This is a genomic window from Variovorax paradoxus NBRC 15149, from assembly GCF_001591365.1.
In the GTDB taxonomy this organism is placed as follows: Bacteria; Pseudomonadota; Gammaproteobacteria; order Burkholderiales; family Burkholderiaceae_C; genus Variovorax; species Variovorax paradoxus.
Genome location: NZ_BCUT01000001.1, coordinates 1972184 through 1997671, shown reverse-complemented (window position 1 = coordinate 1997671; position 25488 = coordinate 1972184). Strand labels below are relative to the sequence as shown.

The 25488-nt window shown below is 67.5% G+C and carries 18 protein-coding genes and 1 tRNA gene; 14 read left to right on the top strand and 5 right to left on the bottom strand.

From position 1 onward, the window contains the following. Nucleotides 1–22 precede the first annotated feature (22 nt). The 10 genes from rplL to VPA02S_RS09295 all read left to right on the top strand — a co-directional run bounded on the left by rplL (nucleotide 23) and on the right by VPA02S_RS09295 (nucleotide 16590). Nucleotides 23–400 (top strand): 50S ribosomal protein L7/L12, encoded by a 378-nt coding sequence (rplL, locus tag VPA02S_RS09340; protein WP_012745750.1) that lies wholly within the window; start codon nucleotides 23–25, stop codon nucleotides 398–400. A gap of 254 nt (nucleotides 401–654) precedes the next feature. Further along, entirely contained in the window at nucleotides 655–4779 is a 4125-nt protein-coding gene (rpoB, locus tag VPA02S_RS09335; RefSeq protein WP_012745751.1) for a DNA-directed RNA polymerase subunit beta, read from the top strand. A gap of 21 nt (nucleotides 4780–4800) precedes the next feature. Then, nucleotides 4801–9030 (top strand): DNA-directed RNA polymerase subunit beta', encoded by a 4230-nt coding sequence (rpoC, locus tag VPA02S_RS09330; RefSeq protein WP_027730225.1) that lies wholly within the window; start codon nucleotides 4801–4803, stop codon nucleotides 9028–9030. A gap of 102 nt (nucleotides 9031–9132) precedes the next feature. Further along, the gene (locus tag VPA02S_RS09325; RefSeq protein ID WP_062363519.1) at nucleotides 9133–9741 is read left to right on the top strand and encodes a LemA family protein; all 609 of its coding nucleotides are present in this window, start codon (nucleotides 9133–9135) and stop codon (nucleotides 9739–9741) included. 141 nt (nucleotides 9742–9882) lie between these two features. Further along, nucleotides 9883–11211: a 16S rRNA (cytosine(967)-C(5))-methyltransferase RsmB gene (rsmB, locus tag VPA02S_RS09320; protein ID WP_062363516.1), complete on the top strand. Its 1329-nt coding sequence runs from the start codon at nucleotides 9883–9885 to the stop codon at nucleotides 11209–11211. Continuing rightward, nucleotides 11192–11839: a DUF4390 domain-containing protein gene (locus VPA02S_RS09315; protein ID WP_012745755.1), complete on the top strand. Its 648-nt coding sequence runs from the start codon at nucleotides 11192–11194 to the stop codon at nucleotides 11837–11839. Before rsmB ends, VPA02S_RS09315 begins: the two co-directional genes overlap by 20 nt. After that, nucleotides 11836–14166, top strand: coding sequence for a sensor histidine kinase (locus tag VPA02S_RS09310; protein ID WP_012745756.1), 2331 nt, complete (start codon nucleotides 11836–11838; stop codon nucleotides 14164–14166). Before VPA02S_RS09315 ends, VPA02S_RS09310 begins: the two co-directional genes overlap by 4 nt. A 91-nt stretch (nucleotides 14167–14257) precedes the next feature. Then, on the top strand, nucleotides 14258–14959 hold the full coding sequence (locus VPA02S_RS09305) for a response regulator (RefSeq protein ID WP_012745757.1): 702 nt from the start codon (nucleotides 14258–14260) through the stop codon (nucleotides 14957–14959). A gap of 18 nt (nucleotides 14960–14977) precedes the next feature. After that, a tRNA-Phe gene (locus VPA02S_RS09300) sits at nucleotides 14978–15053 on the top strand. A 235-nt stretch (nucleotides 15054–15288) separates the two neighbouring features. After that, nucleotides 15289–16590 (top strand): methyl-accepting chemotaxis protein, encoded by a 1302-nt coding sequence (locus VPA02S_RS09295; protein WP_062363513.1) that lies wholly within the window; start codon nucleotides 15289–15291, stop codon nucleotides 16588–16590. A gap of 33 nt (nucleotides 16591–16623) precedes the next feature. On the opposite strand, the gene VPA02S_RS09290 is transcribed toward VPA02S_RS09295, so the two are convergent. After that, on the bottom strand, nucleotides 16624–17115 hold the full coding sequence (locus tag VPA02S_RS09290) for an SRPBCC family protein (RefSeq protein WP_062363510.1): 492 nt from the start codon (nucleotides 17113–17115) through the stop codon (nucleotides 16624–16626). Nucleotides 17116–17324: 209 nt separating this feature from the next. Between VPA02S_RS09290 and VPA02S_RS09285 the strand changes: the two genes are divergently transcribed. From VPA02S_RS09285 to VPA02S_RS09265, 4 genes are all read left to right on the top strand, one after another. After that, on the top strand, nucleotides 17325–18047 hold the full coding sequence (locus VPA02S_RS09285; RefSeq protein ID WP_062363507.1) for a dienelactone hydrolase family protein: 723 nt from the start codon (nucleotides 17325–17327) through the stop codon (nucleotides 18045–18047). Beyond that, nucleotides 18044–18427 carry a DUF427 domain-containing protein gene (locus VPA02S_RS09280; protein ID WP_062363505.1) on the top strand — a complete coding sequence of 128 codons (384 nt, stop codon included), beginning with the start codon at nucleotides 18044–18046 and terminating at the stop codon, nucleotides 18425–18427. Before VPA02S_RS09285 ends, VPA02S_RS09280 begins: the two co-directional genes overlap by 4 nt. A gap of 100 nt (nucleotides 18428–18527) precedes the next feature. Then, nucleotides 18528–19643, top strand: a complete 1116-nt coding sequence (locus tag VPA02S_RS09275; RefSeq protein ID WP_062363502.1) for a mechanosensitive ion channel family protein — start codon at nucleotides 18528–18530, stop codon at nucleotides 19641–19643. A 1440-nt stretch (nucleotides 19644–21083) separates the two neighbouring features. Next, complete coding sequence (locus tag VPA02S_RS09265; RefSeq protein ID WP_012745847.1) at nucleotides 21084–21476, top strand: TraR/DksA family transcriptional regulator; 393 nt, start codon at nucleotides 21084–21086, stop codon at nucleotides 21474–21476. A 25-nt stretch (nucleotides 21477–21501) separates the two neighbouring features. On the opposite strand, the gene VPA02S_RS09260 is transcribed toward VPA02S_RS09265, so the two are convergent. Genes VPA02S_RS09260 through coxB form a run of 4 tightly spaced genes read right to left on the bottom strand, consistent with a single transcriptional unit; the run spans nucleotide 21502 to nucleotide 25444 of the window. Next, complete coding sequence (locus tag VPA02S_RS09260; protein ID WP_018903814.1) at nucleotides 21502–21870, bottom strand: hypothetical protein; 369 nt, start codon at nucleotides 21868–21870, stop codon at nucleotides 21502–21504. An 18-nt stretch (nucleotides 21871–21888) separates the two neighbouring features. Next, nucleotides 21889–22494 (bottom strand): cytochrome c oxidase subunit 3, encoded by a 606-nt coding sequence (locus tag VPA02S_RS31690; protein ID WP_062363499.1) that lies wholly within the window; start codon nucleotides 22492–22494, stop codon nucleotides 21889–21891. Further along, a complete protein-coding gene (gene ctaD / locus VPA02S_RS09250) occupies nucleotides 22491–24479 on the bottom strand; it encodes a cytochrome c oxidase subunit I (RefSeq protein ID WP_062363496.1) in 1989 nt (662 codons plus the stop codon). Before ctaD ends, VPA02S_RS31690 begins: the two co-directional genes overlap by 4 nt. Then, nucleotides 24479–25444 carry a cytochrome c oxidase subunit II gene (gene coxB, locus VPA02S_RS09245; protein ID WP_062363493.1) on the bottom strand — a complete coding sequence of 322 codons (966 nt, stop codon included), beginning with the start codon at nucleotides 25442–25444 and terminating at the stop codon, nucleotides 24479–24481. The genes ctaD and coxB overlap by 1 nt, the downstream gene beginning before the upstream one ends. Between the last annotated feature and the right edge of the window lie 44 nt (nucleotides 25445–25488).

Genomic DNA, 25488 nt, shown 5'->3' with positions numbered 1-25488 from the left:
ACCCAATTGTTAGGAAACAAAAATGGCATTCGATAAAGACGCATTTCTGACCGCGCTCGACAGCATGACGGTCCTGGAACTCAACGACCTGGTGAAAGCCATCGAAGAGAAGTTCGGCGTGAGCGCCGCTGCAATGGCTGCCCCCGCCGGCGCTGGTGGTGGTGCTGCCGCTGCCGTGGCCGAAGAGCAGACCGAGTTCAACGTCATGCTGATGGATGCAGGCGCGAACAAGGTTTCGGCGATCAAGGCCGTGCGCGAAATCACCGGCCTGGGCCTCAAGGAAGCCAAGGACCTGGTGGAAGCTGCTCCCAAGGCTGTCAAGGAAGGCCTGTCGAAGGCTGACGCTGAAGCCGCCAAGAAGAAGCTGGAAGACGCCGGCGCCAAGGTGGAACTGAAGTAATTCAGACCCGCCAGAGGGCTGGAGGCGCCTGAAAAGGCCCTCCAGCCTTTGCCGCTTTCAGAGCGCACCCGAAAACCGGAAAAACGACGGTTTTCGAGTGTCTTCTGACCCCGACTGCAGAAGACCCCTTGGTTCGGGCGATGTGCAACGCATCGCTGTCCGCCAACGGCTGGTAGTGGCCAGCCGCCAAGCAGTGGTGCCGTTCGCCCGGCACCGCTGACAAGTCGCTGAAGATCTCAAGCTCCGGAGCTCTCATGGCCCAATCGTCCGCGTACAGTTACACCGAACGCAAGCGCATCCGAAAAAGTTTCGGCAATCGCGACAGCGTCGTAGAAATCCCCTACCTGCTGCAGATGCAGAAAGACGCGTACACCGCGTTCCTGCAAGCCGGCATTCCTCCCAAACAGCGCACCGTCGAAGGCCTGCAGGCCGCGTTCGACGCTGCCTTCCCGATCGTCTCGCACAACGGTTTTGTCGAGATGAAGTTCCTCGAGTACAACCTCGCGAAGCCGGCTTTCGACGTGCGCGAGTGCCAGACCCGCGGCCTGACCTTCGCCTCGGCGGTGCGCGCCAAGGTCCAGCTCATCATCTATGACCGCGAATCGTCGACCTCGCAGTCGAAGGTGGTCAAGGAAGTGAAGGAACAAGAGGTCTACATGGGCGAAGTGCCGCTCATGACCGACAAGGGCTCGTTCATCATCAACGGCACCGAGCGCGTGATCGTCTCGCAGCTGCACCGCTCGCCGGGCGTGTTCTTCGAACACGACAAGGGCAAGACGCACAGCTCGGGCAAGCTGCTGTTCTCGGCCCGCGTGATTCCCTACCGCGGTTCGTGGCTCGACTTCGAGTTCGACCCGAAGGACATGCTGTACTTCCGCGTCGACCGCCGCCGCAAGATGCCGGTGACGATCCTGCTGAAGGCCATCGGCCTGAACCCGGAATCGATCCTCGCGAACTTCTTCGTGAACGACAACTTCCGCCTGATGGACAGCGGCGCGCAGATGGAATTCGTTCCCGAGCGCCTGCGCGGCGAAGTCGCGCGCTTCGACATCACCGACAAGTCGGGCAAGGTCGTGGTCGCCAAGGACAAGCGCGTGACCGCGCGCCACACGCGCGAGCTCGAGCAGTCGGGCACCACGCACATCAGCGTGCCGGAAGACTTCCTGGTCGGCCGCGTCATTGCCCGCAACATCGTCGATGCCGACTCCGGCGAGATCCTGGCCAAGGCCAATGACGAACTGACCGAAGCACTGCTCAAGAAGCTGCGCACGGCCGGCGTGCAGGACATCCAGGTGATCTACACCAACGAACTCGACCAGGGCGCGTACATCTCGCAGACCCTGCGCATCGACGAGACGGTGGACGAATTCGCCGCCCGCGTGGCCATCTACCGCATGATGCGCCCCGGCGAGCCGCCGACGGAAGACGCGGTGCAGGCCCTGTTCCAGCGCCTGTTCTACAACCCGGACACCTACGACCTGTCGCGCGTCGGCCGCATGAAGTTCAACGCCAAGGTCGGCCGCGACGAGTCGACCGGCCCGATGGTGCTGACCAACGAAGACATCCTGGCCGTGGTCAAGATCCTCGTGGACCTGCGCAACGGCAACGGCGAAGTCGACGACATCGACCACCTGGGCAACCGCCGCGTGCGCTGCGTCGGCGAACTGGCCGAGAACCAGTACCGCACCGGCCTCGCCCGCATCGAGAAGGCCGTGAAGGAACGTCTGGGCCAGGCCGAGCAAGAGCCGCTGATGCCGCACGACCTGATCAACAGCAAGCCGATCTCGGCCGCGCTGAAGGAGTTCTTCGGTGCTTCGCAGCTGTCGCAGTTCATGGACCAGACGAATCCGCTGTCCGAAATCACCCACAAGCGCCGCGTGTCGGCCCTTGGCCCGGGTGGTCTGACGCGCGAGCGTGCAGGCTTCGAAGTGCGCGACGTGCACGTGACCCACTACGGCCGCGTGTGCCCGATCGAAACGCCTGAAGGCCCGAACATCGGCCTGATCAACTCGCTGGCCCTGTACGCCCGCCTGAACGAATACGGCTTCATCGAGACGCCGTACCGCCGCGTGGTCGACAGCAAGGTCACCAACGAGATCGACTACCTGTCGGCCATCGAGGAAGGCAAGTATGTCATCGCCCAGGCCAATGCGGTCCTGGACAAGGAAGGCAAGCTGACCGGCGACCTGGTTTCCGCGCGTGAAGCCGGCGAATCGATCCTGGTGGGTGCCGAGCGCATCCAGTACATGGACGTGTCGCCTGCGCAGATCGTGTCGGTGGCTGCCTCGCTCGTGCCCTTCCTCGAGCACGACGACGCGAACCGCGCGCTGATGGGCGCCAACATGCAGCGCCAGGCGGTGCCCGTGCTGCGCCCCGAGAAGCCGATGGTCGGCACCGGCATCGAGCGCGTCTCCGCGGTCGACTCCGGCACCGTGGTCACGGCCACCCGCGGCGGTATCGTCGATTACGTCGACGCGACCCGCATCGTGGTGCGCGTGAACGACGCCGAAGCGGCAGCCGGTGAAGTCGGTGTGGACATCTACAACCTGATCAAGTATCAGCGTTCGAACCAGAACACCAACATCCACCAGCGTCCGATCGTCAAGCGCGGCGACAAGATCGCCAAGGGCGACGTGGTGGCCGACGGCGCATCGACCGACCTCGGCGAACTGGCCCTCGGCCAGAACATGCTGATCGCGTTCATGCCGTGGAACGGCTACAACTTCGAAGACTCGATCCTGATCTCGGAACGCGTCGTCGCCGAAGACCGCTACACCTCGATCCACATCGAGGAGCTGGTGGTGATGGCCCGCGACACCAAGCTCGGTGCCGAGGAAATCACGCGCGACATTCCGAACCTGGCCGAGCAGCAGCTCAACCGCCTGGACGAATCCGGCATCATCTACGTGGGTGCCGAAGTGCAGCCGGGCGACACGCTGGTGGGCAAGGTCACGCCGAAGGGCGAGACCACGCTGACGCCTGAAGAGAAGCTGCTTCGCGCCATCTTCGGCGAGAAGGCTTCCGACGTGAAGGACACCTCGCTGCGCGTCGACCAAGGCTCGCAAGGCACCGTGATCGACGTGCAGGTGTTCACCCGCGAAGGCATCACGCGCGACAAGCGCGCCCAGCAGATCATCGACGACGAGCTCAAGCGCTTCCGCCTCGACCTGAACGACCAGCTTCGCATCGTCGAAGCCGACGCGTTCGACCGTATCGAGAAGCTCCTGACCGGCAAGGTTGCCAACGGCGGCCCCAACAAGCTGGCCAAGGGCACCAAGCTCGACAAGGCCTACCTGTCGTCGGTCGAGAAGTTCCACTGGTTCGACATCCGCCCGGCGGACGACGAAGTGGCCACGCAGCTCGAGTCGATCAAGAACTCGCTCGAGCAGACGCGCCACAGCTTCGACCTCGCGTTCGAGGAAAAGCGCAAGAAGCTCACGCAGGGCGACGAGCTGCCCGCAGGCGTGCTCAAGATGGTCAAGGTCTACCTGGCCGTCAAGCGCCGCCTGCAACCCGGCGACAAGATGGCCGGCCGCCACGGCAACAAGGGTGTGGTGTCGAAGATCGTTCCGGTCGAAGACATGCCCCACATGGCCGACGGCACGCCGTGCGACATCTGCCTGAATCCGCTGGGCGTGCCTTCGCGGATGAACGTGGGCCAGGTGCTCGAAGTGCACCTGGGCTGGGCCGGCAAGGGCATCGGCCACCGCATCGGCGACCTGCTGCAGCAGGAGGCCAAGGTGGCCGAGCTGCGCAAGTTCATGGAGCAGCTGTACAACGGCTCGGGCCGTCCGGAAGACCTCAGCCAGCTGAGCGACTCCGACGTGCTCGCCATGGCAGCCAACCTGCAGAGCGGTGCGACCTTCGCCACGCCGGTGTTCGACGGCGCCTCGGAAGAGGAAATCCGCGGCATGCTGAAGCTCGCCTATCCGGACGACATCGCCAAGCTCAAGGGCCTGACCGAGACGCGCACGCAGGCCTACCTGTACGACGGCCGCACCGGCGACCAGTTCGAGCGTCCGGTCACCGTCGGCTACATGCACTTCCTGAAGCTGCACCACCTGGTGGACGACAAGATGCACGCCCGTTCGACCGGCCCGTACTCGCTCGTCACCCAGCAGCCGCTGGGCGGCAAGGCGCAGTTCGGCGGCCAGCGTTTCGGCGAAATGGAAGTGTGGGCGCTGGAAGCCTACGGCGCCGCCTACGTGCTGCAGGAAATGCTGACCGTGAAGTCCGACGACGTGCAAGGCCGTACCAAGGTGTACGAAAGCATCGTCAAGGGCGAGCACTCGATCGAAGCCGGCATGCCGGAATCGTTCAACGTGCTGGTCAAGGAAATTCGTTCGCTGGGGCTCGACATCGAGCTCGAGCGTTCTTAATTTGAAAAGGGAAAGAGTCTTATGAAATCGCTACTCGACCTGTTCAAGCAATTCACGCCCGATGAGCATTTCGATGCCATCAAGATCGGCATGGCTTCGCCCGAGAAGATCCGTTCGTGGTCTTTCGGCGAGGTGAAGAAGCCCGAGACGATCAACTACCGCACCTTCAAGCCCGAGCGCGACGGCCTCTTCTGCGCGAAGATCTTCGGCCCCATCAAGGACTACGAGTGCCTGTGCGGCAAGTACAAGCGCCTGAAGCACCGCGGCGTGATCTGCGAGAAGTGCGGCGTCGAAGTCACGCAGACCAAGGTGCGCCGCGAGCGCATGGGCCACATCGACCTGGCCGCGCCCTGCGCGCACATCTGGTTCCTGAAGTCGCTGCCGTCGCGCCTGGGCCTGGTGCTCGACATGACGCTGCGCGACATCGAACGCGTGCTGTACTTCGAAGCCTACGTGATCACCGACCCCGGCATGACCCCGCTGAAGAAGTTCGGCATCATGTCCGAGGACGACTATGACGCGAAGCGCAAGGAATACGGCGACGAGTTCGTCGCCAAGATGGGCGCCGAAGGCATCAAGGACCTGCTCGAAGGCATCGAACTCGACAGCGAGATCGAACGCCTGCGCGGCGACCTGACCGGCTCCGAAGTCAAGGTCAAGAAGAACTCCAAGCGCCTGAAGGTGCTGGAAGCCTTCCGCAAGTCGGGCATCAAGCCCGAGTGGATGGTGCTCGACGTGCTGCCCGTGCTGCCGCCGGACCTGCGTCCGCTGGTGCCGCTGGACGGCGGCCGCTTCGCGACCTCCGACCTGAACGACCTGTACCGCCGCGTCATCAACCGCAATTCGCGCCTGCGCCGCCTGCTGGAACTCAAGGCTCCGGAAATCATTGCTCGCAATGAAAAGCGGATGCTGCAAGAAGCTGTCGACTCGTTGCTCGACAACGGCCGCCGCGGCAAGGCCATGACGGGCGCCAACAAGCGCGCACTCAAGTCTTTGGCCGACATGATCAAGGGCAAGAGCGGCCGCTTCCGCCAGAACCTGCTGGGCAAGCGCGTCGACTACTCGGGCCGTTCGGTCATCGTGGTGGGCCCGACGCTCAAGCTGCACCAGTGCGGCCTGCCCAAGCTGATGGCGCTCGAGCTGTTCAAGCCCTTCATCTTCTCGCGCCTGGAAGCCATGGGCATCGCGACCACGATCAAGGCTGCCAAGAAGGAAGTCGAATCGGGCACGCCGGTGGTCTGGGACATCCTGGAAGAAGTGATCAAGGAACACCCGGTCATGCTGAACCGTGCGCCTACGCTGCACCGTTTGGGCATCCAGGCGTTCGAGCCGATCCTGATCGAAGGCAAGGCGATCCAGCTGCACCCGCTGGTCTGCGCGGCCTTCAACGCCGACTTCGACGGCGACCAGATGGCCGTCCACGTGCCGCTGTCGGTGGAAGCGCAGATGGAAGCCCGCACGCTGATGCTGGCCTCCAACAACGTGCTGTTCCCGGCTTCGGGCGAACCGTCGATCGTTCCTTCGCAGGACGTGGTGCTGGGTCTGTACTACACGACCCGCGACCGCATCAACGGCAAGGGCGAGGGCCTGATCTTCTCCGACATCGGTGAAGTGCAGCGCGCGCTCGACGCCAACGAAGTCGAACTCACCGCCAAGGTGGCAGTGCGCATCACGGAGTACACCAAGGACAAGGAAACCGGCGTGTTCACGCCGTCGACCTCGCTGGTGGACACCACCGTGGGCCGTGCGCTGCTGTCCGAGATCCTGCCCAAGGGCCTGCCGTTCTCGAACATCAACAAGGCGCTGAAGAAGAAGGAAATCTCCAAGCTCATCAACGTCTCGTTCCGCAAGTGCGGCCTGAAAGAGACCGTGGTGTTCGCCGACAAGCTGTTGCAGAACGGCTTCCGCCTGGCCACCAAGGCCGGCATCTCGATCGCCATCGACGACATGCTGGTGCCCGCTGAAAAGCACGGCATCATCGAGCGCTCGGCCAAGGAAGTGAAGGAGATCGAGCAGCAGTACGTCTCCGGTCTCGTGACCTCCGGCGAACGCTACAACAAGGTGGTGGACATCTGGGGCAAGGCCGGCGACGAAGTGTCGAAGGTCATGATGGCCAAGCTCTCGAAGCAGAAGGTCATCGACCGCCACGGCAAGGAAGTGGAGCAGGAGTCGTTCAACTCCATCTACATGATGGCCGACTCCGGCGCCCGCGGTTCCGCAGCGCAGATCCGCCAGGTGGCCGGCATGCGCGGCCTGATGGCCAAGCCGGACGGCTCGATCATCGAGACGCCCATCACCGCGAACTTCCGCGAAGGCCTGAACGTGCTGGAGTACTTCATCTCCACCCACGGTGCCCGAAAGGGCCTGGCCGACACGGCGCTGAAGACGGCGAACTCGGGCTACCTGACCCGCCGCCTGGTCGACGTGACGCAAGACCTGGTCGTGACCGAGCAGGACTGCGGCACGCACGGCGGCTACCTGATGCGCGCCATCGTCGAAGGCGGTGAAGTCATCGAATCGCTGCGCGACCGTATCCTCGGCCGCTCGGCTGCCGACGACGTGCTGCACCCGGAAAACCGCTCGGTGCTGCTGAAGGCCGGCGAGATGTTCGACGAGGACAACATCGAGGAGCTCGAGGCGCAAGGCGTCGACGAGGTCAAGGTGCGTACCGCGCTGACCTGCGAAACCCGCTTCGGCATCTGCGCGACCTGCTACGGCCGCGACCTGGGCCGCGGCGGCCTGATCAACATCGGCGAAGCCGTCGGTGTGATCGCTGCGCAGTCCATCGGCGAACCCGGCACGCAGCTCACGATGCGTACCTTCCACATCGGTGGTGCGGCATCGCGTGCGGCGGTGGCCTCGAGCGTCGAAGCCAAGTCCAACGGCGTGATCGGCTTCAACGCCACGATGCGCTACGTGACCAACAGCAAGAACGAGTTGGTGGTGATTGCACGTTCGGGCGAGATCGTCATCCATGACGAACACGGCCGCGAGCGCGAACGCCACAAGGTGCCGTACGGCGCGATCCTGGCGGTCAAGGCCGACCAGCAGATCAAGGCCGGCCACGTGCTCGCCAACTGGGATCCGCTGACGCGCCCGATCATCACGGAATTCGCCGGCAAGACGCAGTTCGAGAACGTGGAAGAAGGCCTCACCGTCGCCAAGCAGGTGGACGAAGTGACCGGCCTGTCGACCCTGGTCGTGATCGATCCGAAGCGCCGCGGCGCTGCCAAGGTCGTGCGCCCGCAGGTGAAGCTCATCGACGCCTCCGGCGCCGAAGTGAAGATCCCGGGCACCGACCACTCGGTGACGATCGGCTTCCCGATCGGCGCCCTGGTGCAGATCCGCGACGGCCAGGACGTGGGCCCCGGCGAAGTGCTGGCGCGTATTCCGGTCGAAGGCCAGAAGACTCGCGACATCACCGGCGGTCTGCCGCGCGTTGCCGAGCTGTTCGAAGCCCGTTCGCCGAAGGACAAGGGCATGCTGGCCGAGATGACCGGTACCGTGTCGTTCGGCAAGGAAACCAAGGGCAAGATCCGCCTGCAGATCACCGATCCCGAAGGCACCGTCTGGGAAGACCTCGTGCCGAAGGAAAAGAACATCCTGGTGCACGAAGGCCAGGTGGTGAACAAGGGCGAAAGCGTGGTCGACGGCCCGGCGGACCCGCAGGACATCCTGCGCCTGCTGGGTTCGGAAGAACTCGCGCGCTACATCGTGGACGAGGTGCAGGACGTGTACCGCCTGCAGGGTGTGAAGATCAACGACAAGCACATCGAGGTGATCGTTCGCCAGATGCTGCGCCGCGTCGTGGTCGACAACATCGGCGAGACCGGCTACATCTCCGGCGAACAGGTCGAACGCAGCGAAATGCTCAACACCAACGACGCCCTGCGCGCCGAAGGCAAGATCCCCGCGACGTTCACCAACCTGCTGCTGGGTATCACGAAGGCGTCGCTGTCGACCGACTCGTTCATCTCTGCCGCTTCGTTCCAGGAAACGACGCGCGTGCTGACCGAAGCCGCGATCATGGGCAAGCGCGACGAGCTGCGCGGCCTGAAGGAAAACGTCATCGTCGGCCGCCTGATCCCCGCGGGCACCGGCATGGCCTACCACCAGGCGCGCAAGGCCAAGGATCAGATGGACGAGGCCGAGCGCCGCGCCATCGCCGAATCCGAAGCCGCCGAACTGGCTGGTTCGACCAGCGATGTTTCCACCACGGCCGACGCCAGCGAAGGCGCCGCGTCCGAATAACTGGTTAGCATCACCGGCCATGACCGGTATCCGACGCCCCCCGACCGCCCCCGGTTGGGGGGCGTTTTTCTTTGAGTTGTCTATTGCGAGGCGTTTTTGCCGATGAGCGTGTTGCCCGATTCGATGGTCGGCTGGATCGTCATTGCCGTGCTGCTGTTCTGGTTCGTGGGCGCGTACAACCGGCTCGTGCGGCTGCGCGCGGCCGTGCTCCAGGCCTATGCGACGCTCGACGCGGCCCTGCGGAAGCAGCTGGACTTCGTCCAGGCCAGCATCACGGCCGCCCTGCCGGAAAAGGATGCGTCCAGCCATTCGTCGGCCGTGGCGCCGCTGCAGGCCGCCACCAACCAGCTTGCGACGTTGCTTGGCGCCACCCGCCTGCATCCGCTCGACCCCGGCGGCATGGCCGCGCTGGCCACGGCGCTGCAGGTGCTGATCACGGCCTGGCAGCGCCAGCATCCGGACGCGGTGACGGTCTTCGAGGCGGACGGAACGCTCTCGCGGCCGGCGCCGCTGCTGCCGGCCGGCGCCGGCACCGGTTCGGCCTCCGGCACACTCGAACCCATGGCCTGGCCCGAGCCTTCGGCCGCCGCGGAAATCGCACGCAGCCAGTTCAACCTGGCGGTGGGGCAGTACAACGCCGCCATCGTCCAGTTTCCGGCGTTGCTGGTGGCATGGATGGTGCGTTTGCGTCCGGCCGCGCCGCTGCTTTGAAGTTGTCCAGACGCCGGCGTTGCATTTTTTCTTCGTACGCTCGCGGGGCGCCGCGCCAGCCGCGCGCCCGTTGACGCCCATTACCATCGCCCCAACTTGTCAGAACTAACTTCCGATCATTCCGCCGGCACCGCGCCGCCGATGCAACCTCCGCTGTGGCGCCAGCTGCAGCTGACTGCAGCGGCGCTCGCGTCGATTCGCGCCGGCAGCTCGGGCACCGTCGCGTTCGAAGCCGTCGAGCCCGCCATGCGCCCCGGCGTGCAGGCGCTCGGCTTCCAGGTGCTGCGCTGGCTCGGCCGCGCCGAGGCCCTGCGCCGCCACCTGGCCAAGCGCACGCCGCCGCCGTTGCCCGACGCGCTCCTGTGCACCGCATTGGCGCTGGCCTGGGATGCGCAGCACGCGCCCTACGAGCCCTTCACGCTGGTCGACCAGGCCGTCGAGGCGGCAAAGCGCAACCCCGCCACGCGCGCGCAGGCGAGCTTCATCAACGCCTGCCTGCGCCGCTTCCTGCGCGAGCGCGACGAGCTCGTGGCCGCCACCGACCATGAGCCGGTCGCACAGTGGAACCATCCGCGCTGGTGGATCGAGCGGCTCAAGCGCGACCATCCGCGCGACTGGCAGCGGGTGCTTGCCGCCGACAACGCGCAGCCGCCGATGACGCTGCGCGTCAACCTGCGCAAGACCACCGTGGCTTCCTATCAGCTGGCGCTCCAGGCGGTGGGCCTTTCGGCCGTCCGGGTGGGGGAGGCGGGCCTGCAGCTGGCGCGCGCCCGCCCGGTGCAGCAGCTGCCCGGTTTTGCCGACGGCGAATGCTCGGTGCAGGACGCCGCCGCGCAGCTGGCCGCGCCGCTGCTGCTCGAAGGCCTGCTGCCCGCGGCCGGCGCGGCCCCCCTGCGCGTGCTCGACGCCTGCGCCGCTCCCGGCGGCAAGACCGCGCACCTGCTGGAATTTGCCGGGCCGGCGGCCATCGAGGTGACGGCGCTCGAGGTCGATGCCGCCCGCAGCCGCCGCATCGACGAAACCCTGGGCCGGCTCGGCCTGTCCGCCAGGGTGGTGGTGGCCGACGCCGCGCGGCCGGCCGCCTGGTGGGACGGCACGCCCTTCGACGCCATCCTGCTCGATGCGCCGTGCACCGCCTCGGGCATCGTCCGGCGCCATCCCGACGTGCGCTGGCTGCGCCGCGAGAGCGACACCGCCCAGCTGGCGGTCCAGCAGGCGGCGCTGCTCGCGGCCCTCTGGCCCCTGGTCCGGCCCGGCGGCCGGCTGCTCTACTGCACCTGTTCCGTCTTCCGGGAAGAAGGCTCGCAACAAATAGATGCGTTCCTTGCGCACAACACCGACGCCCGATTGGGGGCATCGCCGGGCCATTTGCTTCCCCAAAGCGGGGCGAATGCCCGCGCCGTCCCGGACAATCCCTCAGGTGACCACGACGGCTTCTTCTACGCCCTGCTTGAAAAACGTCCGCGCTGAGGCCCGCAGGCGGCGCATCCTGGCGCCGCTGGCCGGGCTCGTGCTGGCCTGGGCATTGCTGCTGACCTGCCTGCTTCCGATTGCGGTGGCGCAGGGGCGCGTCGTGCCATCGGTCACCCAGATGCGGCTGGAACAGGCCGACGACGGCGTCTACCTCACCGCGGCCGTGCAGTTCGAGCTGCCCTCGCTGGTCGAGGAAGTGCTCGACAAGGGCATTGCCATCTATTTCGTGGCCGAGGCCGAGGTCTTCCAGGAGCGCTGGTACTGGACCGACCGCAAGGTGGCCCAGGTCACGCGCCACATGCGGCTGGCCTACCAGCCACTCACGCGCCGCTGGCGGCTCAACGTGTCGCCGGTGCCCATCACCGGCACCGCGGGCTTCGGCGTTTCGCTGAACCAGAACTTCGACAGCCTCGCCGACGCCATGGACGCCGTCAAGCGCGTCGGCCGGCTGCGGCTGGGCGATGCGGCCGAGGTGGGCGACGAGGCGCAGCACCAGGTCGTGTTCCGCTTCCGGCTCGACACCTCGCAGTTGCCGCGTCCGTTCCAGATCGGCGTGGTCGGCCAGGCCGACTGGAACATCGTGGCCGAGCGCAGCGCCAAGCTCGCGCTGGAGAAGCAGCGGTGAGCAGCAAGCCGCGCAGCGGCGCAGCGGCCACGCCCGCCGCCCGCCGCGCGCGCGCGCTGCGCTGGGCCGTGGGCGTGGGCGCCGCGCTGGTCACGGCCATCGGCCTGGTGCTGATGTTCCTGCTGGCCCAGGCCACCAACAACCGCGCGCTGTACGAGCGCTACTACGTGCGCCTTTTCGGCATCAACGTGGTGGTGGCGGTGCTGCTGGTGCTGGTGATCGGCTGGGTCGCCTTCCGGCTGCTGCGGCGGCTGCGCCAGGGCAAGTTCGGCAGCCGCCTGCTCATCAAGCTGGCGGCCATCTTCGCGCTCGTGGGCGTGGTGCCGGGCGCGCTGGTCTACGTGGTGTCCTACCAGTTCGTGGCGCGTTCGATCGAAAGCTGGTTCGACGTCAAGGTGGAGGGCGCGCTCGACGCCGGCCTGAACCTCGGCCGCGCCACGCTCGACTCGCTTGCGGACGACCTGGCCGCCAAGACGCGCGTGGCCAGCGCCCAGCTGGTGCAGGTGCCCGACGCGAGCGCCGGCCTCGTCCTCGAGCGCATCCGCGACCAGCTCCAGGCCAGCGACGTGGTGCTCTGGACCGGCACCGGCCAGCTGGTGGCCGGCGCCGGCGCCTCGCGCTTCCAGCTCAACCCCGAGCGGCCGACCACCCAGCAGCTGCGGCAGGTGCGCGCCGACCGCGCCATCGCCCACATCGAGGGCCTGGACGAAACCGCGGCGCCGGGCGCCAACGTGCCGCCTGCCAGCGTGCGCGCCCTCGCGATGGTGCAGCGGCCGGGCTTCGACTTCGACACGGCGCCGCGCTTCCTGCAGGTGACGCAGCCGCTGCCGCCCGCGGTGGTGGCCAACGCACTCGCCGTGCAGGAGGCCAACCGCGAATACCAGGAGCGGGCCCTGGCCCGCGAGGGCCTGCGGCGCATGTACATCGGCACCCTCACGCTGAGCCTTTTCCTGGCCGTGTTCGGCGCCGTGCTGCTGGCCGTGCTGTTCGGCAACCAGCTCGCGCGGCCGCTGCTCGTGCTGGCGGACGGCGTGCGCCAGGTGGCCGGCGGCGACCTGCGGCCGACCGCCGTGCTGCAGGGCAAGGACGAGCTGGGCGGCCTCACGCGCTCCTTCGCCGTCATGACCCAGCAACTGGCCGATGCCCGCGGCGCCGTCGAAAAAACCATGGGCCAGCTCGACGCCGCCCGCGCCAACCTGCAGACCATCCTGGACAACCTGACCTCCGGCGTGATCGTGCTCGACGCCAAGGGCACCATCCTTTCCACCAACCCCGGCGCCACCCGCGTGCTGCGCGCGCCCCTGGCCGCCTACGAGGGCATGCCGCTCGCCCAGGTGCCCGGGCTCGCGGACTTCGGCAACAGCGTGCAGCAGCAGTTCGACGAATTCCAGGTCGAGCGCCTGCAGCACGGCCTGGACCACTGGCAGCACGCCTTCGAGCTGCATGCCAGCGGCACCGACCTGCCGCAGCAGGACAGCGCCATCAACATCGTGGCGCGCGGCGCCGAGCTGCCGGGGGCCGCGCGGCTGCTGGTGTTCGACGACATCTCCGAAATCGTCTCCGCCCAGCGCGCCCAGGCCTGGGGCGAAGTGGCGCGCCGCCTGGCCCACGAGATCAAGAACCCGCTCACGCCCATCCAGCTCTCGGCCGAGCGGCTCGAAATGAAGCTCTCGGGCAAGGTCGCGCCGCCCGAGCAGGCCGTGCTCGTCAAGTCGGTCAAGACCATCGTCGACCAGGTCGACGCCATGAAGCGGCTGGTCAACGAATTCCGCGACTACGCCCGCCTGCCCGCGGCCGACCTGAAGCCGGTCGACCTCAACGCGCTGCTGGCCGACGTGCTGCAGCTCTACAGCGCCGAGAACGCGCCCATCGCGCTGCGCTCCGAGCTCGACGAACGCTGCCCGCCCATCCGCGGCGACGCCCAGCAGATCCGCCAGGTCATCCACAACCTGCTGCAGAACGCCCAGGACGCCGCCGAGGCCGCCGCCAGCACCACCGGCCGCGCCGGCGAGGTCGTCATCCGCACCCGCCTGGGCGATTCGGGCCAGCGCGTGCGCCTCACCGTGCAGGACAGCGGGCCGGGCTTTGCCGAGAACATCCTCAAGCGCGCCTTCGAGCCCTACGTCACCACGAAAACAAAAGGTACAGGTTTGGGACTGGCCGTGGTCAAGAAGATCGCGGACGAGCACGGCGCGCGCATCGAGCTTTCCAACCGCGTTGTCGATGGGGCTGTAGCAGGGGCGCAAGTCTCGCTATCATTCGCGCTGGCAGGCGAGCCGCAAACAGCGGTCGCTCACACCGAAGATCCGAAGTCTTCCGCCGCCTGAGCGTGAAAGAAACCCGTCGCGCGCAGACGATGGGGCGGCTGGCGGACCCTACACACATTGCAGATACCGGCGCATACAACAAGCAGCACTCATGGCAAACATTCTCGTGGTCGATGACGAGCTGGGCATTAGGGACCTGCTCTTCGAAATTCTCAATGACGAAGGCCACAACGTGGAGTTGGCGGAAAACGCGGCCGAGGCACGCGCAGCGCGGCAGCGCGCACGGCCCGACCTCGTGCTGCTCGACATCTGGATGCCCGACACCGACGGCGTGACGCTGCTCAAGGAATGGTCCACCGCCGGGCTGCTGAGCATGCCCGTCATCATGATGAGCGGCCACGCCACCATCGACACCGCCGTCGACGCCACCCGCATCGGCGCCTTCGCTTTCCTCGAAAAACCCATCACGCTGCAGAAGCTCCTGAAGGCCGTCGAGCAGGGCCTCGCGCGCGAGAACGCCAGGCGCGCGGCGGCGGGCGTGGTGCCCCCGGCCCCGGGCATCAACCCCTCGGCCGCCATCACCACCACCGGCGACAGCCTGCTGCTGGCCTCGCTCGCCTCCGTGCCGGTGCCCGACGCGGGCCCGCAGTCGACCCAGAGCTTCGACCTCGACCGCCCGCTGCGCGATGCACGCGACGGCTTCGAGAAGGCCTACTTCGAATTCCACCTGGCCATGGAGAACGGCTCGATGACCCGCGTGGCCGAGAAGACCGGCCTGGAACGCACCCATCTCTACCGCAAGCTCAAACAACTTGGCGTCGATCTTTCGAGAGGGCGCAGAAGCGCTGTATAATTTAAGGCTGCACACCAAGGCCCGGTAGCTCAGTTGGTAGAGCAGCGGATTGAAAATCCGCGTGTCGGTGGTTCGATTCCGCCCCAGGCCACCATTCATCATTTTGAGGTCGTCCGCAGGCGACCATCAAAATCAAAAAAGCCCTAAGTAGATCAACTGCTTGGGGCTTTTTTCATTCCAGGGCGGCCCGCAGCGTTCCGCGCCAGGCCGGGCGCTCGTAGGGCGAACCCCGGGTTTACGCCTAGACCCACCCCCTCAAGTTCCGCCGCCGCACTGCCGATATACCAGGCAACCTGGCCCCGCATCGGCGGCCGTCACGGAAAAAGCACATGCGCAATTGGAAGATCAGTGCCCAGCTGGGCGCGGCGTTCGGGATCGTGTTGCTGTTGATGGCGACGGGGCTCGCGATCGGCATCTCGGGCCTTCAGGAGGTCGCCGGCAGCGGCGTCGCCCCGGAGCTCGCACGGCATATCGCGTCGACGCGCAACCTCATGGCGGGCTTCGGGGTCGCCGCGCTGCTGGCGGGCGTGGGCTGCAGCATCTGGCTCGCGCGCAGCATCATGCAGCCGCTTGGCGAGGCGATCTTCATCGCGGAGACCGTGGCCTCGGGCGACCTCAGCAAGGAATTCGAGACCGAGCGCGGCGGTGATTTCGGGCGGCTGCTGCGCGGCATGGGCGAGATGGAAGACACGCTGACGGACGTGGTGACGCGCATCAAGGCGTCGACCGACTCGATCGTGGTGGCGTCCGGGCAGATCGCGGCCGGCAACCAGGAGCTGTCCTCGCGCACCGAGGAGCAAGCGAGCTCGCTCGAGCAGACCGCGGCCTCGATGGAAGAGCTCACGAGCACCGTCAAGCAGAACGCCGACAACGCACGGCAGGCCAACCAGCTCGCACTCTCGGCCTCCGAAGTGGCCGTGAAGGGCGGCAGCGTGGTGGGGCAGGTGGTCGACACCATGGCGTCGATCAATGCTTCTTCCCGGAAGATCGTCGACATCATCGGCGTGATCGACGGCATCGCGTTCCAGACCAACATCCTGGCGCTCAATGCGGCTGTCGAAGCCGCGCGCGCAGGCGAACAAGGCCGCGGCTTCGCGGTGGTCGCGTCGGAAGTGAGAAGCCTCGCGCAACGCTCGGCCGCGGCGGCCAAGGAGATCAAGGGCCTGATCGACGATTCGGTGGGCAAGGTCGACGTGGGCAGTGCACTCGTCGGCGAGGCCGGCAAGACGATGGAAGAGATCGTGAGCGGCGTCAAGCGCGTGACGGACATCATCGGGGAGATCACGGCCGCCAGCCACGAGCAGGCGCAGGGCATCGAGCAGGTGAACCAGGCGATCGCGCAGATGGACCAGGTGACGCAGCAGAACGCGGCGCTGGTCGAGAAGGCGGCCGCCGCGGCCCAGTCGCTGCAGGAACAGGCCGACAGCCTCTCGCAGGTGGTGGCCACCTTCAAGCTCGACGACGACGAAGAGGAACCCGCCGCGGCGCCGCCCAGGCCCGCACCCGTCCAGGCGCGTGTCGAGCAGCCGGTCCAGCCGGCTCGGCGTGCACTTGCCGCTGCACCGCCGCGCAAGCCAGTGGCGGCCATCGCGGGCACGTCGGCCGCCAGCGGAGACTGGGAGACTTTCTAAGCCCGCGCGTGCGCGCCAAGAGGCAATGAACGGTCAGGCCGGCTGCCAGCCAGCCTTGAGCGCATCGGGGTTCTTGTCCGCGACAAGATTCAGCTTGATGCCATGCTCGAGAAATGCCTTGAGCCCTGCAAGCGTCCAGGTGAAGCCTTGGGTCGACTCGGCAACGTACTTGAAGAGTTCGTCGCCATCTCCTGTCCAGCCAGACTCCGTGATGACGACATAGGTCGTTCCATCCTCGCGTGCGGAGAACGTCCATTCGACCGTCGTGCGGCCGCTGTATCCGTCCCACTCGATCACGATGCGCTTGTCGGGTTCGATGTCTTTCACGAGCACCGATGTGGATGCCCCATACATCTCCCAGTCCCATCTGACTTCGCGGCCGGCCTCGAGCCGGCCGCTGCTTTTGGTGAACCAGAAGTTGGTTGTCACACCGGGATCGATGAACGCTTCGAACACCTCTGCGACGGGCTTGCGAACCAGCATCTCCGTTTGTGCGACGGGTGCTTTCGTGATCTCGACTTTCATGGTGGCCTCCTTTGCGGGACGCGATGCGGCGCCTGCCAATCAATCCTGGCACGGAGCGCGTCGCACCATGAGCACGCGGCGCCATGGACCCACCTGCAGCGCAGTTTTCTTTCAATATGCAACGCTCCACTGCACCTACGCGAATGTGAGCATCGCCCTACAGAAGAACCGCTGCAAAAAATTAAGGTGACCGATGGCGAGGCCGAGCAATGTGTGAAGTGCCTCGCGCAAAGGAAGCCAAATTGGACCCCCCATCCAGACCCTTCGAGCGCCGCGCGCTCCGCATTCCGCTGCGCTCTTCCGTCACGCTGGAGGCCGACCTGAGCCTGCCGGCGGCCTCGCGCGGGATCGTGCTGTTTGCGCATGGCAGCGGCAGCAGCCGCTTCAGCCCGCGCAACCGACAGGTCGCGGAGAGCCTCAACGAGGCGAAGCTGGCCACGCTGCTCGTCGACCTCCTGACCTCCGACGAAGAGGCCGTCGACGAGCGCACGCGCGAGCTGCGCTTCGACATCGACATGCTGGCCGACCGGCTCGTCGGCCTGACCGACTGGCTGTGCGACTACGAGCCCGCCGCGGGCCTGAGGATCGGCTACTTCGGCGCGAGCACCGGTGCAGGTGCCGCGCTGGTGGCGGCGGCGCAGCGGCCCGACGCGGTGCACGCCGTGGTCTCGCGCGGCGGGCGGCCCGACCTGGCCGGGCCCGCGCTCGAGCGCGTGCGCGCGCCCACGCTGCTGATCGTCGGCGGCAATGACGGGCCGGTGATCGACATGAACTGGCAAGCCCTTGCGGTGCTGCGCGGCGAGAAGCGGCTTTCGCTCGTGCCCGGTGCCACGCATCTTTTCGAGGAACCCGAAGCGCTGGGCGCGGTGTCCAAGCTGGCGCGCGACTGGTTTCGGGACCATCTCGATCCCTCCAGGAGTACCAAGAAATGAGCAAATCACCAGGACACCAGAAATGGCCCGACCACCAGGTGCGCGAGGAGCCGCTTCGCCAGCCGATGGAGGCCGAGGTCGAAGGCATGGTCGTCGCGAGCTCGGCGGACGTGATCAAGGTGGTCGAGGACAAGTCGCCGGTGCGCTACTACTTTCCGCGCACCGACGTCCGCACGGACAAGCTCAAGCGTTCGCAGACCACGACCGAATGCCCGTTCAAGGGCACCGCGAGCTACTACAGCCTGAACGTGGGCGAGCGGCAGCTCGACGACGCGATCTGGTCATACGAAGATCCGTACGACGAGCACCAGGCGCTGAAGGGCCGCATGGCTTTCTACGACGAGAAGTTTCCGGAGATCCATGTCCGTCCGAAGAGCTGAGCGAGCCGCCGGGTAGCGCTCTCGCATGTGCGGCAATATTTGCCGCACAACCCGCAGCGATGATCTTCCTTCACTCCAAGCCCGGAAAGGCCGTTCTCCGATGAACGAAGCGCTCGACACGCTGGCCGATGCAACGCTGCTGGGGCTGCCGGTGCCCGATCTGGCGCTGGCGGTGGCCGCCGCGCTTGCCGCCTACCTGGCGATGCGGCTGGTGCTGCGCTACATGATCGGGCGCATGCGCGGCATCGCGCAGCACACGAGCAATCGCATCGACGACACGGTGGTCGAAGTGCTGGCCGGCACCAACCGCGCATTCCTGGTGCTGGCCGCGCTGCTCGTCGGCGTGGGCATGCTCGAGTTGCCCGAGCGCTGGAACCAGCGCGTCGGGCAGCTGTGGTTCATTGCCATTGCGCTGCAGGCGGGCCTGTGGTTCACCCGGGCCATCGGCTTCGGGCTGCGCCGCTACGAGCAGCGCCACGCCTCCGCGAGCATGACGCAGGTCAGCGCATCGGCCACGCTGATGTCGTGGTCGATGCGCACCGTGCTGTGGGCGGTGATCCTGCTGGCGGTGCTGTCGAACCTGGGCGTCAACATCACCGCCTTCGTCGCCAGCCTGGGCGTGGGCGGCATTGCGATCGCGCTTGCGATGCAGAACATCCTGGGCGACCTGTTCGCCTCGCTGTCCATCGCGGTCGACAAGCCCTTCGAGGTGGGCGATGCGATCGGTGTCGGCGGGCTCTCGGGCACAGTGCAGCACGTGGGCCTCAAGACCACGCGCCTGCGCAGCCTGAGCGGCGAGCAGATCGTGATCGGCAACACCGACCTGCTCAAGCAGACCGTGAAGAACTATCGCCGCATGGACGAGCGCCGCATTGCCTTCAAGTTTGGCGTGAGCTACCGCAGCACGCCCGAACAGCTGGAGGCCATACCGGGCATCGTGAAGCGGTTGATCGAGTCGCGACCGTCGCTGCGGCTGGACCGCGTGCACTTCCAGGCCTTCGGCGAGAGCTCGCTCGACTTCGAGGTCGTGTACTTCGTGACCACGCCGGACTACGGGCTCTACATGGACGAGCAGCAGCGCCTCAACCTGCAGATGATGCGCGAGTTCGCGCGGCTGGGCGTGGAGTTTGCGATTCCGGCGCGATCCCTGCACGTGCTGTCGCCCGAGGGCCGGCGCGCGGTGGCGAAGGAACTGGCCACTCAGGAGGAAGAGTAGGAACGCTCCAGGCCGTGCGCCACCGACGCCAGCAGGTCGTCCGGATGCAGCATGGCCGCGCGTGCCTTCTGCGCGGTTTCGTACTGGTGCAATGCGGCCTGCAGCCGCGGTGCCGTGGCCAGCGCGTGCCAGACCGGGCCAGTGCGGCATGCGATGGCGCCTCGCCGCGTGCGAGCTGTTGCGCGAAGGCCAGGCTCGCGGGCTCGGCAAGCAGCACGGCCCTGGTTGCGGCGCCCAGCGGCTGCGGCAAGGCCTCGGGCGGTGCCGAGCAGCAATAGATCACGTGGGGCGGCAACAGGCGGCGGGCCGGGCGCAGGCCCTGCAGCGAGGCGCCGGCAATGCGCTGCTCGCCGTCGGCCGATGCAAAGGCGTAGACCGCGTCGGCGTCGGCCTTCGCAAGGCGCCGCAGGCCGCGCAGCAGGCGCGGAAAGTCGGAGGTGGCCGCGGCGGGCGAGGCCTTGGTTTCGGCAAGGAGAACGAGGCTGGCGCCACCCGCATCGCCTCCGCGCACGATGGCGGCGTCCCACTCCTCCTTGGCCTTGCTCGCTTCTCCCGGAAAGCCGCGCGGCGTGCGAAGACCGCGTGCGACGCGGTAGGTGGCGGCTCCCTTGCAATGGCGGTTCAGCATGCCGGCGATCTCGCGGAAGGCCTCGACCGCGGCGTGTTCGGCGATCCGGCCCTGCTGCGCCGATGCGCGCCCTTCGGCGGCCGCGGCATCGCTGCCCGCGAGCGGTCCGCGCCGTTCGCACAGCGCCTGGTAGCGCTGCACGCTCTCGCGCCGGAGCAGCTCGCTGCCGCGCACCAGCCGCCGCAGCGCGGGGCTTGCGTGGATCGCTTCCAGCGGCGCGCGGAAATTTCCGGGGCCGGGGAGTTCCTGCGCGAGCAGCTGCCCGATGGCCTCTGCCAGTTCCGCCCATGCGCCCGCGGCCGCAAGGCCGTGCAGCCGGGCCAGCGCGTCGCGCAGGGCGCCGGCCGCCTCGCGCCGCAGCTTGCCGGGATGCGCGATGGCATCGACCGCCATCCTGAGGGTGCGCCGATCGGCCGCGCGCTGCCGGGACAGCTGCACATGCTCATGCACCTGCGCGTCCCGCGCCTGCAGCATGGCGGCCTGGAACGCCGGGTCGCCGCGTTCGGGCGCGAGCGCCTCGCGGATCAACTGCGCCAGCGCGCGGGTGAAAAGCGCCTGGATGCCTGGTGCGGGCCCGGTGCGCGCGGCCTCGATCGCAAAGGCGAGCGTGGCCTGCGTGCCGCCCGCCACGGCCGCCTCGGCATCGACCGGCAGAGGAGGCAGGCGATACCGGCGCGGTGCCGCGCGCAAGGCGGCCAGGAGAACGGCGTCGAGGTGCGGTTGTTGCGGTTGCTGCAAATCCATTCGAATCCTGCGGCTGGATGTTCCGATGGCGGCCCGCGGCGGGCATGCCGATTGCCTGCCACTCTGCCATGGACAACACTGAAAAAGCGCAATGGAACCGCAAGCTCGACGAGCGGGCGGCCGAACTCGAAAGCGAACTGAGAGCCGCCAAGGCCGACGAGGACGAGGCGCCCACCCGCACCCCGCACGTCCAGGTGCCGGACACGGTGGACGCGGCCGAGGAGCGGCTGCGCGGCGCGCTCCGGGGCGCGGAAGTGGAGCGCGACGTGTCCGAGCTGCGGGACATCGAGGCCGCGCGCGAGCGCCTGCGCACCGGCGAGTTCGGAACCTGCATCGATTGCGGCGTGCAGATTCCGCTCGATCGACTCGAGGCCATGCCGGCCTCGGCGCGCTGCCTCGAATGCCAGCAGCGCCATGAGCGCACGCATCCGATCGAAATCCGCATTCCCCCCGCCCTGTGAACGCGGGCACTCAGAGCCGCCCTGTTCATTGCAGGCAGGGTGACAGCACCCAGGCCGCGAACCATTGCGCCGCCACCAGCAGCGTGAAAAGTGCGCCCATGCCGGTCGCCAGCGCCGCGAGAAAGCGCTGGCGCACGGCGGGCGCCGCCGCGTCGCTGTCCAGCGTACCGCCGGCCTGTACGCCGCTGCCCAGGCGCCGCCATTCGCCGCCCGCGAGCAGCGTGGGCGCGAGGCAGCCCAGCAGCGCGCCGATGCTCAGCGCATGCAGCAGCAGCGTCGTCTGCAGGGTGCAGGCCTGGGGAACCGCGGCATACGCGAGCGTCTGGCAGAGCAGCGCGAAGGCGGGCACCACGAGCAGCGCGAGCCATGTCTTCGAGGCGTGCAGCTTGGTCATGGCCCGTTCTCCCTCGATTCAATGAAGGCGCGGCACGCCATAGATCACCGCGTAGATCGGCAGCCAGGAGAACACGACGAAGTACCAGTACAGCGCGTTCTCGCTCACGTCGACGAAGCGCTGGCCTTCCATCGGGCCGGTGAACAGCAGCACGTCCAGCACGGCCGTGTCGTAGGTGTCGGTGAGCAGGTGCACCGTGTGCAGCCCGAGCAGGGTCCAGACGACCGAGCCGTAGGCGTTGTGGTCCCAGCGCGTGTGCAGCGCCACAAACTCGAAGCCCCGCAGCACCAGGAAGGCCAGCGCGAACAGCAGGCACACCAGCAGCCAGCCGCGCGTGCGCACCAGGTCGCGGGCTTCGGCGGCGCGCTTGGCCTTCTGGTTCGGCCAGATGCTCGCGAGCAGGATCAGCGTGTTGGCCGACCCCCACAGCAGGTCGGGCGGCGGTGCGCCGAGGGGCCAGCTGTCCGCCTGGCTGCGCAGGTACAGGTAGGCGCCGATGGCGATTGCGAAGATCGTGCCCTCGATCGCGATCAGGCCGAAGGTGCCCCACCACATCAGGCTGCGGTGGCCGAAGGCATAGCTCGGCAGGGCCGAGACGTCGAGCTCGCGCCGAGGTGCCGTCATGGCCCCTGCTCCAGGCGAAGGTGCACCGCGGTTTCCGCGCGCCGGGGCCAGAACCAGGCCGTGAGCGCGATCGCGATCGGGATGCTGCCCCACACCACGGCCCACGGCGTGAAGATGGAGCCGATGAACAGCACCGTGACGGCCAGTGCGCTGACCAGCGGCCAGATGGTCGGGTCGGGGAAGTTGACGCGCAGGTCGGGCCGCGCATCGAGCACGGTGGTGGCGAGCAGTTCGCGCGTATGGGCCGCGAGACCGCCCACGTGCGTGAAGGGCGGCTGCCCGCCGTCGGCCGCGGTGCGCGGCGGCTCCCAGAGCGGATCGCGGCCGTGCACCACCGGAATCGCGTGGAAGTTGCATGGCGGCGGCGGCGACTCGGTGGCCCATTCGAGCGTACCGGCGCCCCAGGGGTTGGGGCCCGCGGGCGCGCCGCGGCGCAGGCTGCGCAGCGCGTTCACCACGAACAGCAGCGCCGACAGCGCGATGACCCAGGAGCCGAGGGTCGCGACCAGGTTCAGCGTGTCCCAGCCCAGGCCCGCCTGGTAGGTGTAGACCCGGCGCGGCATGCCCCGGAGGCCGAGCAGGTGCATCGGGAAGAAGGTCACGTTGAAGCCGACGAAGAAGAGCCAGAAGTTCCAGCGCCCGAGGCGCTCGCTCATGAGCCGGCCGGTGATCTTGGGATACCAGTAGTAGAAGGCGCCGAACAGCGGAAACACCGCGCCGCCGATCAGCACGTAATGCAGGTGCGCCACCACGAAGTAGCTGTCGTGCACCTGCAGGTCCAGCGGCACCGAGGCCAGCATGATGCCGGTCAGGCCGCCCAGCACGAGGATGAAGAAGAAACCGAGCGCGAAGAGCAGCGGCGTCTTGAAGTCGATCCGGCCGCTGCACAGCGTGGCGATCCAGCAGAAGATCTGCACGGCCGAGGGAATGGCGATCAGCATGCTCGCCGCGGTGAAGAAGCTCTTGCCGAGCTCCGGCAGGTTGACCGCGAACATGTGGTGCACCCACAGCCCGAAGGCCAGGAAGGCGGTGGCGATCAGCGCCAGCACCATGGCCGTGTAGCCGAAGATCGGCCGCCGCGCGAAGGTCGGGATGATGGCCGAGAGAAAGCCCAGGCCGGGCAGGAAGATCAGGTAGACCTCGGGGTGGCCGAAGAACCAGAACAGGTGCTGCCAGAGCACCGCGTCGCCGCCCTCGGCCGGGTTGTAGAAGTGCGTGCCGACCAGCCGGTCCGTGATCAGCGTGGTGCTCGCCAGCATCACCGCGGGCATCGCGAACAGCACCATGAAGGCCGTCACCAGCATGGCCCAGGCGAACAGCGGAATGCGGTTGAGCGCCATGCCCGGCGCGCGCAGCTTGAACACGGTGGTGATCACCACGATAGCCTCCAGCAGCGCCGACAGCTCGGTGAAGGTGATCATCTGGGCCCAGAAGTCGGTGCGCTTGCCGGGCGAATAGTCGGGCCCCGCGAGCGGCACGTACGAGAACCAGCCCACGTCGGGCGCGGCGCCCAGCGCGAACACCGCGTAGAGCATCAGCCCGCCGAACAGGAAGATCCAGTAGGCGAAGGCGTTCAGGCGCGGAAAGGCGACGCTGCGCGTGCCCAGCATCAGCGGCAGCAGATACACGGCCACGGCCTGCATCACCGGCACGGCGAAGAGGAACATCATGGTCGAGCCGTGCATCGTGAACAGCTGGTTGTAGAGGTCGGGCCCGACCAGCCGCGCGCCGGGCCGCGCGAGCTGCAGCCGCATCACGAACGCAAGCAGCCCGCCCGCCACGAAGAAGCAGAAGGTGGTGACGATGAAGCGGCGCGCGATCGCCTTGTGGTTGACGGCGGCCAGCCAGCCGAGCAGCCCGGGCGGATCGCGCCAGGTGGCGTCCAGCGCGGCGGCTTCGGGCGAGCCGGGGCCGGGGCCGTCCTTCAGGTGCGGCGGGGCGGGGGTGCGGCCGGGTTGCTGCTGCATGGCGCGTTCGTCGTTCATCAGCGCAGGGTCTGCAGGTAGCCGACCAGCGCGTCCATGTCTTCGGACGAGAGCCGGGTGGCGGGCATGTAGGTGCCGGGCTTGACCTGCTGCGGATCGGCGATCCAGCGCCGCAGGTCTTCCGGCGTGTTGGCCAGGCTGCCCGCGGCCAGCGTGCTGCGGCTTGCCAGGTGCGTGAGGTTCGGCCCGCGCACGGCCTGCGCCGAGGTGCCGTCGATGGCGTGGCACATCGCGCAGCTCGATCGCATGAAAATTTCGCGGCCGCGCAGCGGCTGGCCTTCTGCGGGTTCGCCCGCCGTGCGGCGCTGCGCCGCGGCCCAGGCCGCATAGCGCTCGGGCGGCTCGGCCAGAACGAAGAAGGCCATCAACGCATGCTGCGAGCCGCAGAACTCGGCGCACTGGCCGCGGTAGATGCCGTCGCGGTCGGCGCGGAAATTCAGGGTGGCGGTGCGGCCCGGGATCAGGTCCTTCTTGCCCGCGAGGCTCGGCACCCAGAAGCTGTGGATCACGTCGTCGGCCTTGAGCGTGACGATCACGGGCCGGCCGGTCGGCACATGGATCTCGTTGGCGGTCATGAAGCTGTCGGCCACCTGCGGCTCCACGTAGCGCACCTCCCACCACCACTGGTGGGCCGTCACCTCGAGCCGCAGCGCGCCGTCGGTGGACAGCCGCGCGAGCGCGCGGTCGGTGAAGATGCTGGCCGCAATGAGCGCGAGCAGCAGCAGCGTGGAGGCCGCCACGGCCGCGATCACGCTGCGTCGGCGGCCGGGCTCGGGCCGGCCCAGGGACGACAGGTCCGGCGCGCTTTCCGCACCCGCGCGCTGCGCGCGCAGCAGCGCGACGAGCAGCGCCGCCAGCACGGCTGCGAAGACCACCGTGCACACCGCCAGCGTCAGCGTCCACAGCGCATGCACATGGCCCGCCTGCGGGCCGAAAGGGGCGAGCACGTCGTGCAGTGCGTCCATCGTTTCTCTCTCCGGTCCAGGGCCGCCTCCACCGTGAGCCCCAC

Excerpts from the sequence above, each read along its gene's own strand:
- rplL (WP_012745750.1), top strand. The coding sequence starts at position 23 with ATGGCATTCGATAAAGACGCATTTCTGACCGCGCTCGACAGCATGACG.
- rpoB (WP_012745751.1), top strand. The coding sequence starts at position 655 with ATGGCCCAATCGTCCGCGTACAGTTACACCGAACGCAAGCGCATCCGA.
- rpoC (WP_027730225.1), top strand. The coding sequence starts at position 4,801 with ATGAAATCGCTACTCGACCTGTTCAAGCAATTCACGCCCGATGAGCAT.
- VPA02S_RS09325 (WP_062363519.1), top strand. The coding sequence starts at position 9,133 with ATGAGCGTGTTGCCCGATTCGATGGTCGGCTGGATCGTCATTGCCGTG.
- rsmB (WP_062363516.1), top strand. The coding sequence starts at position 9,883 with ATGCAACCTCCGCTGTGGCGCCAGCTGCAGCTGACTGCAGCGGCGCTC.
- VPA02S_RS09305 (WP_012745757.1), top strand. The coding sequence starts at position 14,258 with ATGGCAAACATTCTCGTGGTCGATGACGAGCTGGGCATTAGGGACCTG.
- VPA02S_RS09295 (WP_062363513.1), top strand. The coding sequence starts at position 15,289 with ATGCGCAATTGGAAGATCAGTGCCCAGCTGGGCGCGGCGTTCGGGATC.
- VPA02S_RS09290 (WP_062363510.1), bottom strand. The coding sequence starts at position 17,115 with ATGAAAGTCGAGATCACGAAAGCACCCGTCGCACAAACGGAGATGCTG.
- VPA02S_RS09285 (WP_062363507.1), top strand. The coding sequence starts at position 17,325 with ATGTGTGAAGTGCCTCGCGCAAAGGAAGCCAAATTGGACCCCCCATCC.
- VPA02S_RS09280 (WP_062363505.1), top strand. The coding sequence starts at position 18,044 with ATGAGCAAATCACCAGGACACCAGAAATGGCCCGACCACCAGGTGCGC.
- VPA02S_RS09275 (WP_062363502.1), top strand. The coding sequence starts at position 18,528 with ATGAACGAAGCGCTCGACACGCTGGCCGATGCAACGCTGCTGGGGCTG.
- VPA02S_RS09265 (WP_012745847.1), top strand. The coding sequence starts at position 21,084 with ATGGACAACACTGAAAAAGCGCAATGGAACCGCAAGCTCGACGAGCGG.
- VPA02S_RS09260 (WP_018903814.1), bottom strand. The coding sequence starts at position 21,870 with ATGACCAAGCTGCACGCCTCGAAGACATGGCTCGCGCTGCTCGTGGTG.
- VPA02S_RS31690 (WP_062363499.1), bottom strand. The coding sequence starts at position 22,494 with ATGACGGCACCTCGGCGCGAGCTCGACGTCTCGGCCCTGCCGAGCTAT.
- ctaD (WP_062363496.1), bottom strand. The coding sequence starts at position 24,479 with ATGAACGACGAACGCGCCATGCAGCAGCAACCCGGCCGCACCCCCGCC.
- coxB (WP_062363493.1), bottom strand. The coding sequence starts at position 25,444 with ATGGACGCACTGCACGACGTGCTCGCCCCTTTCGGCCCGCAGGCGGGC.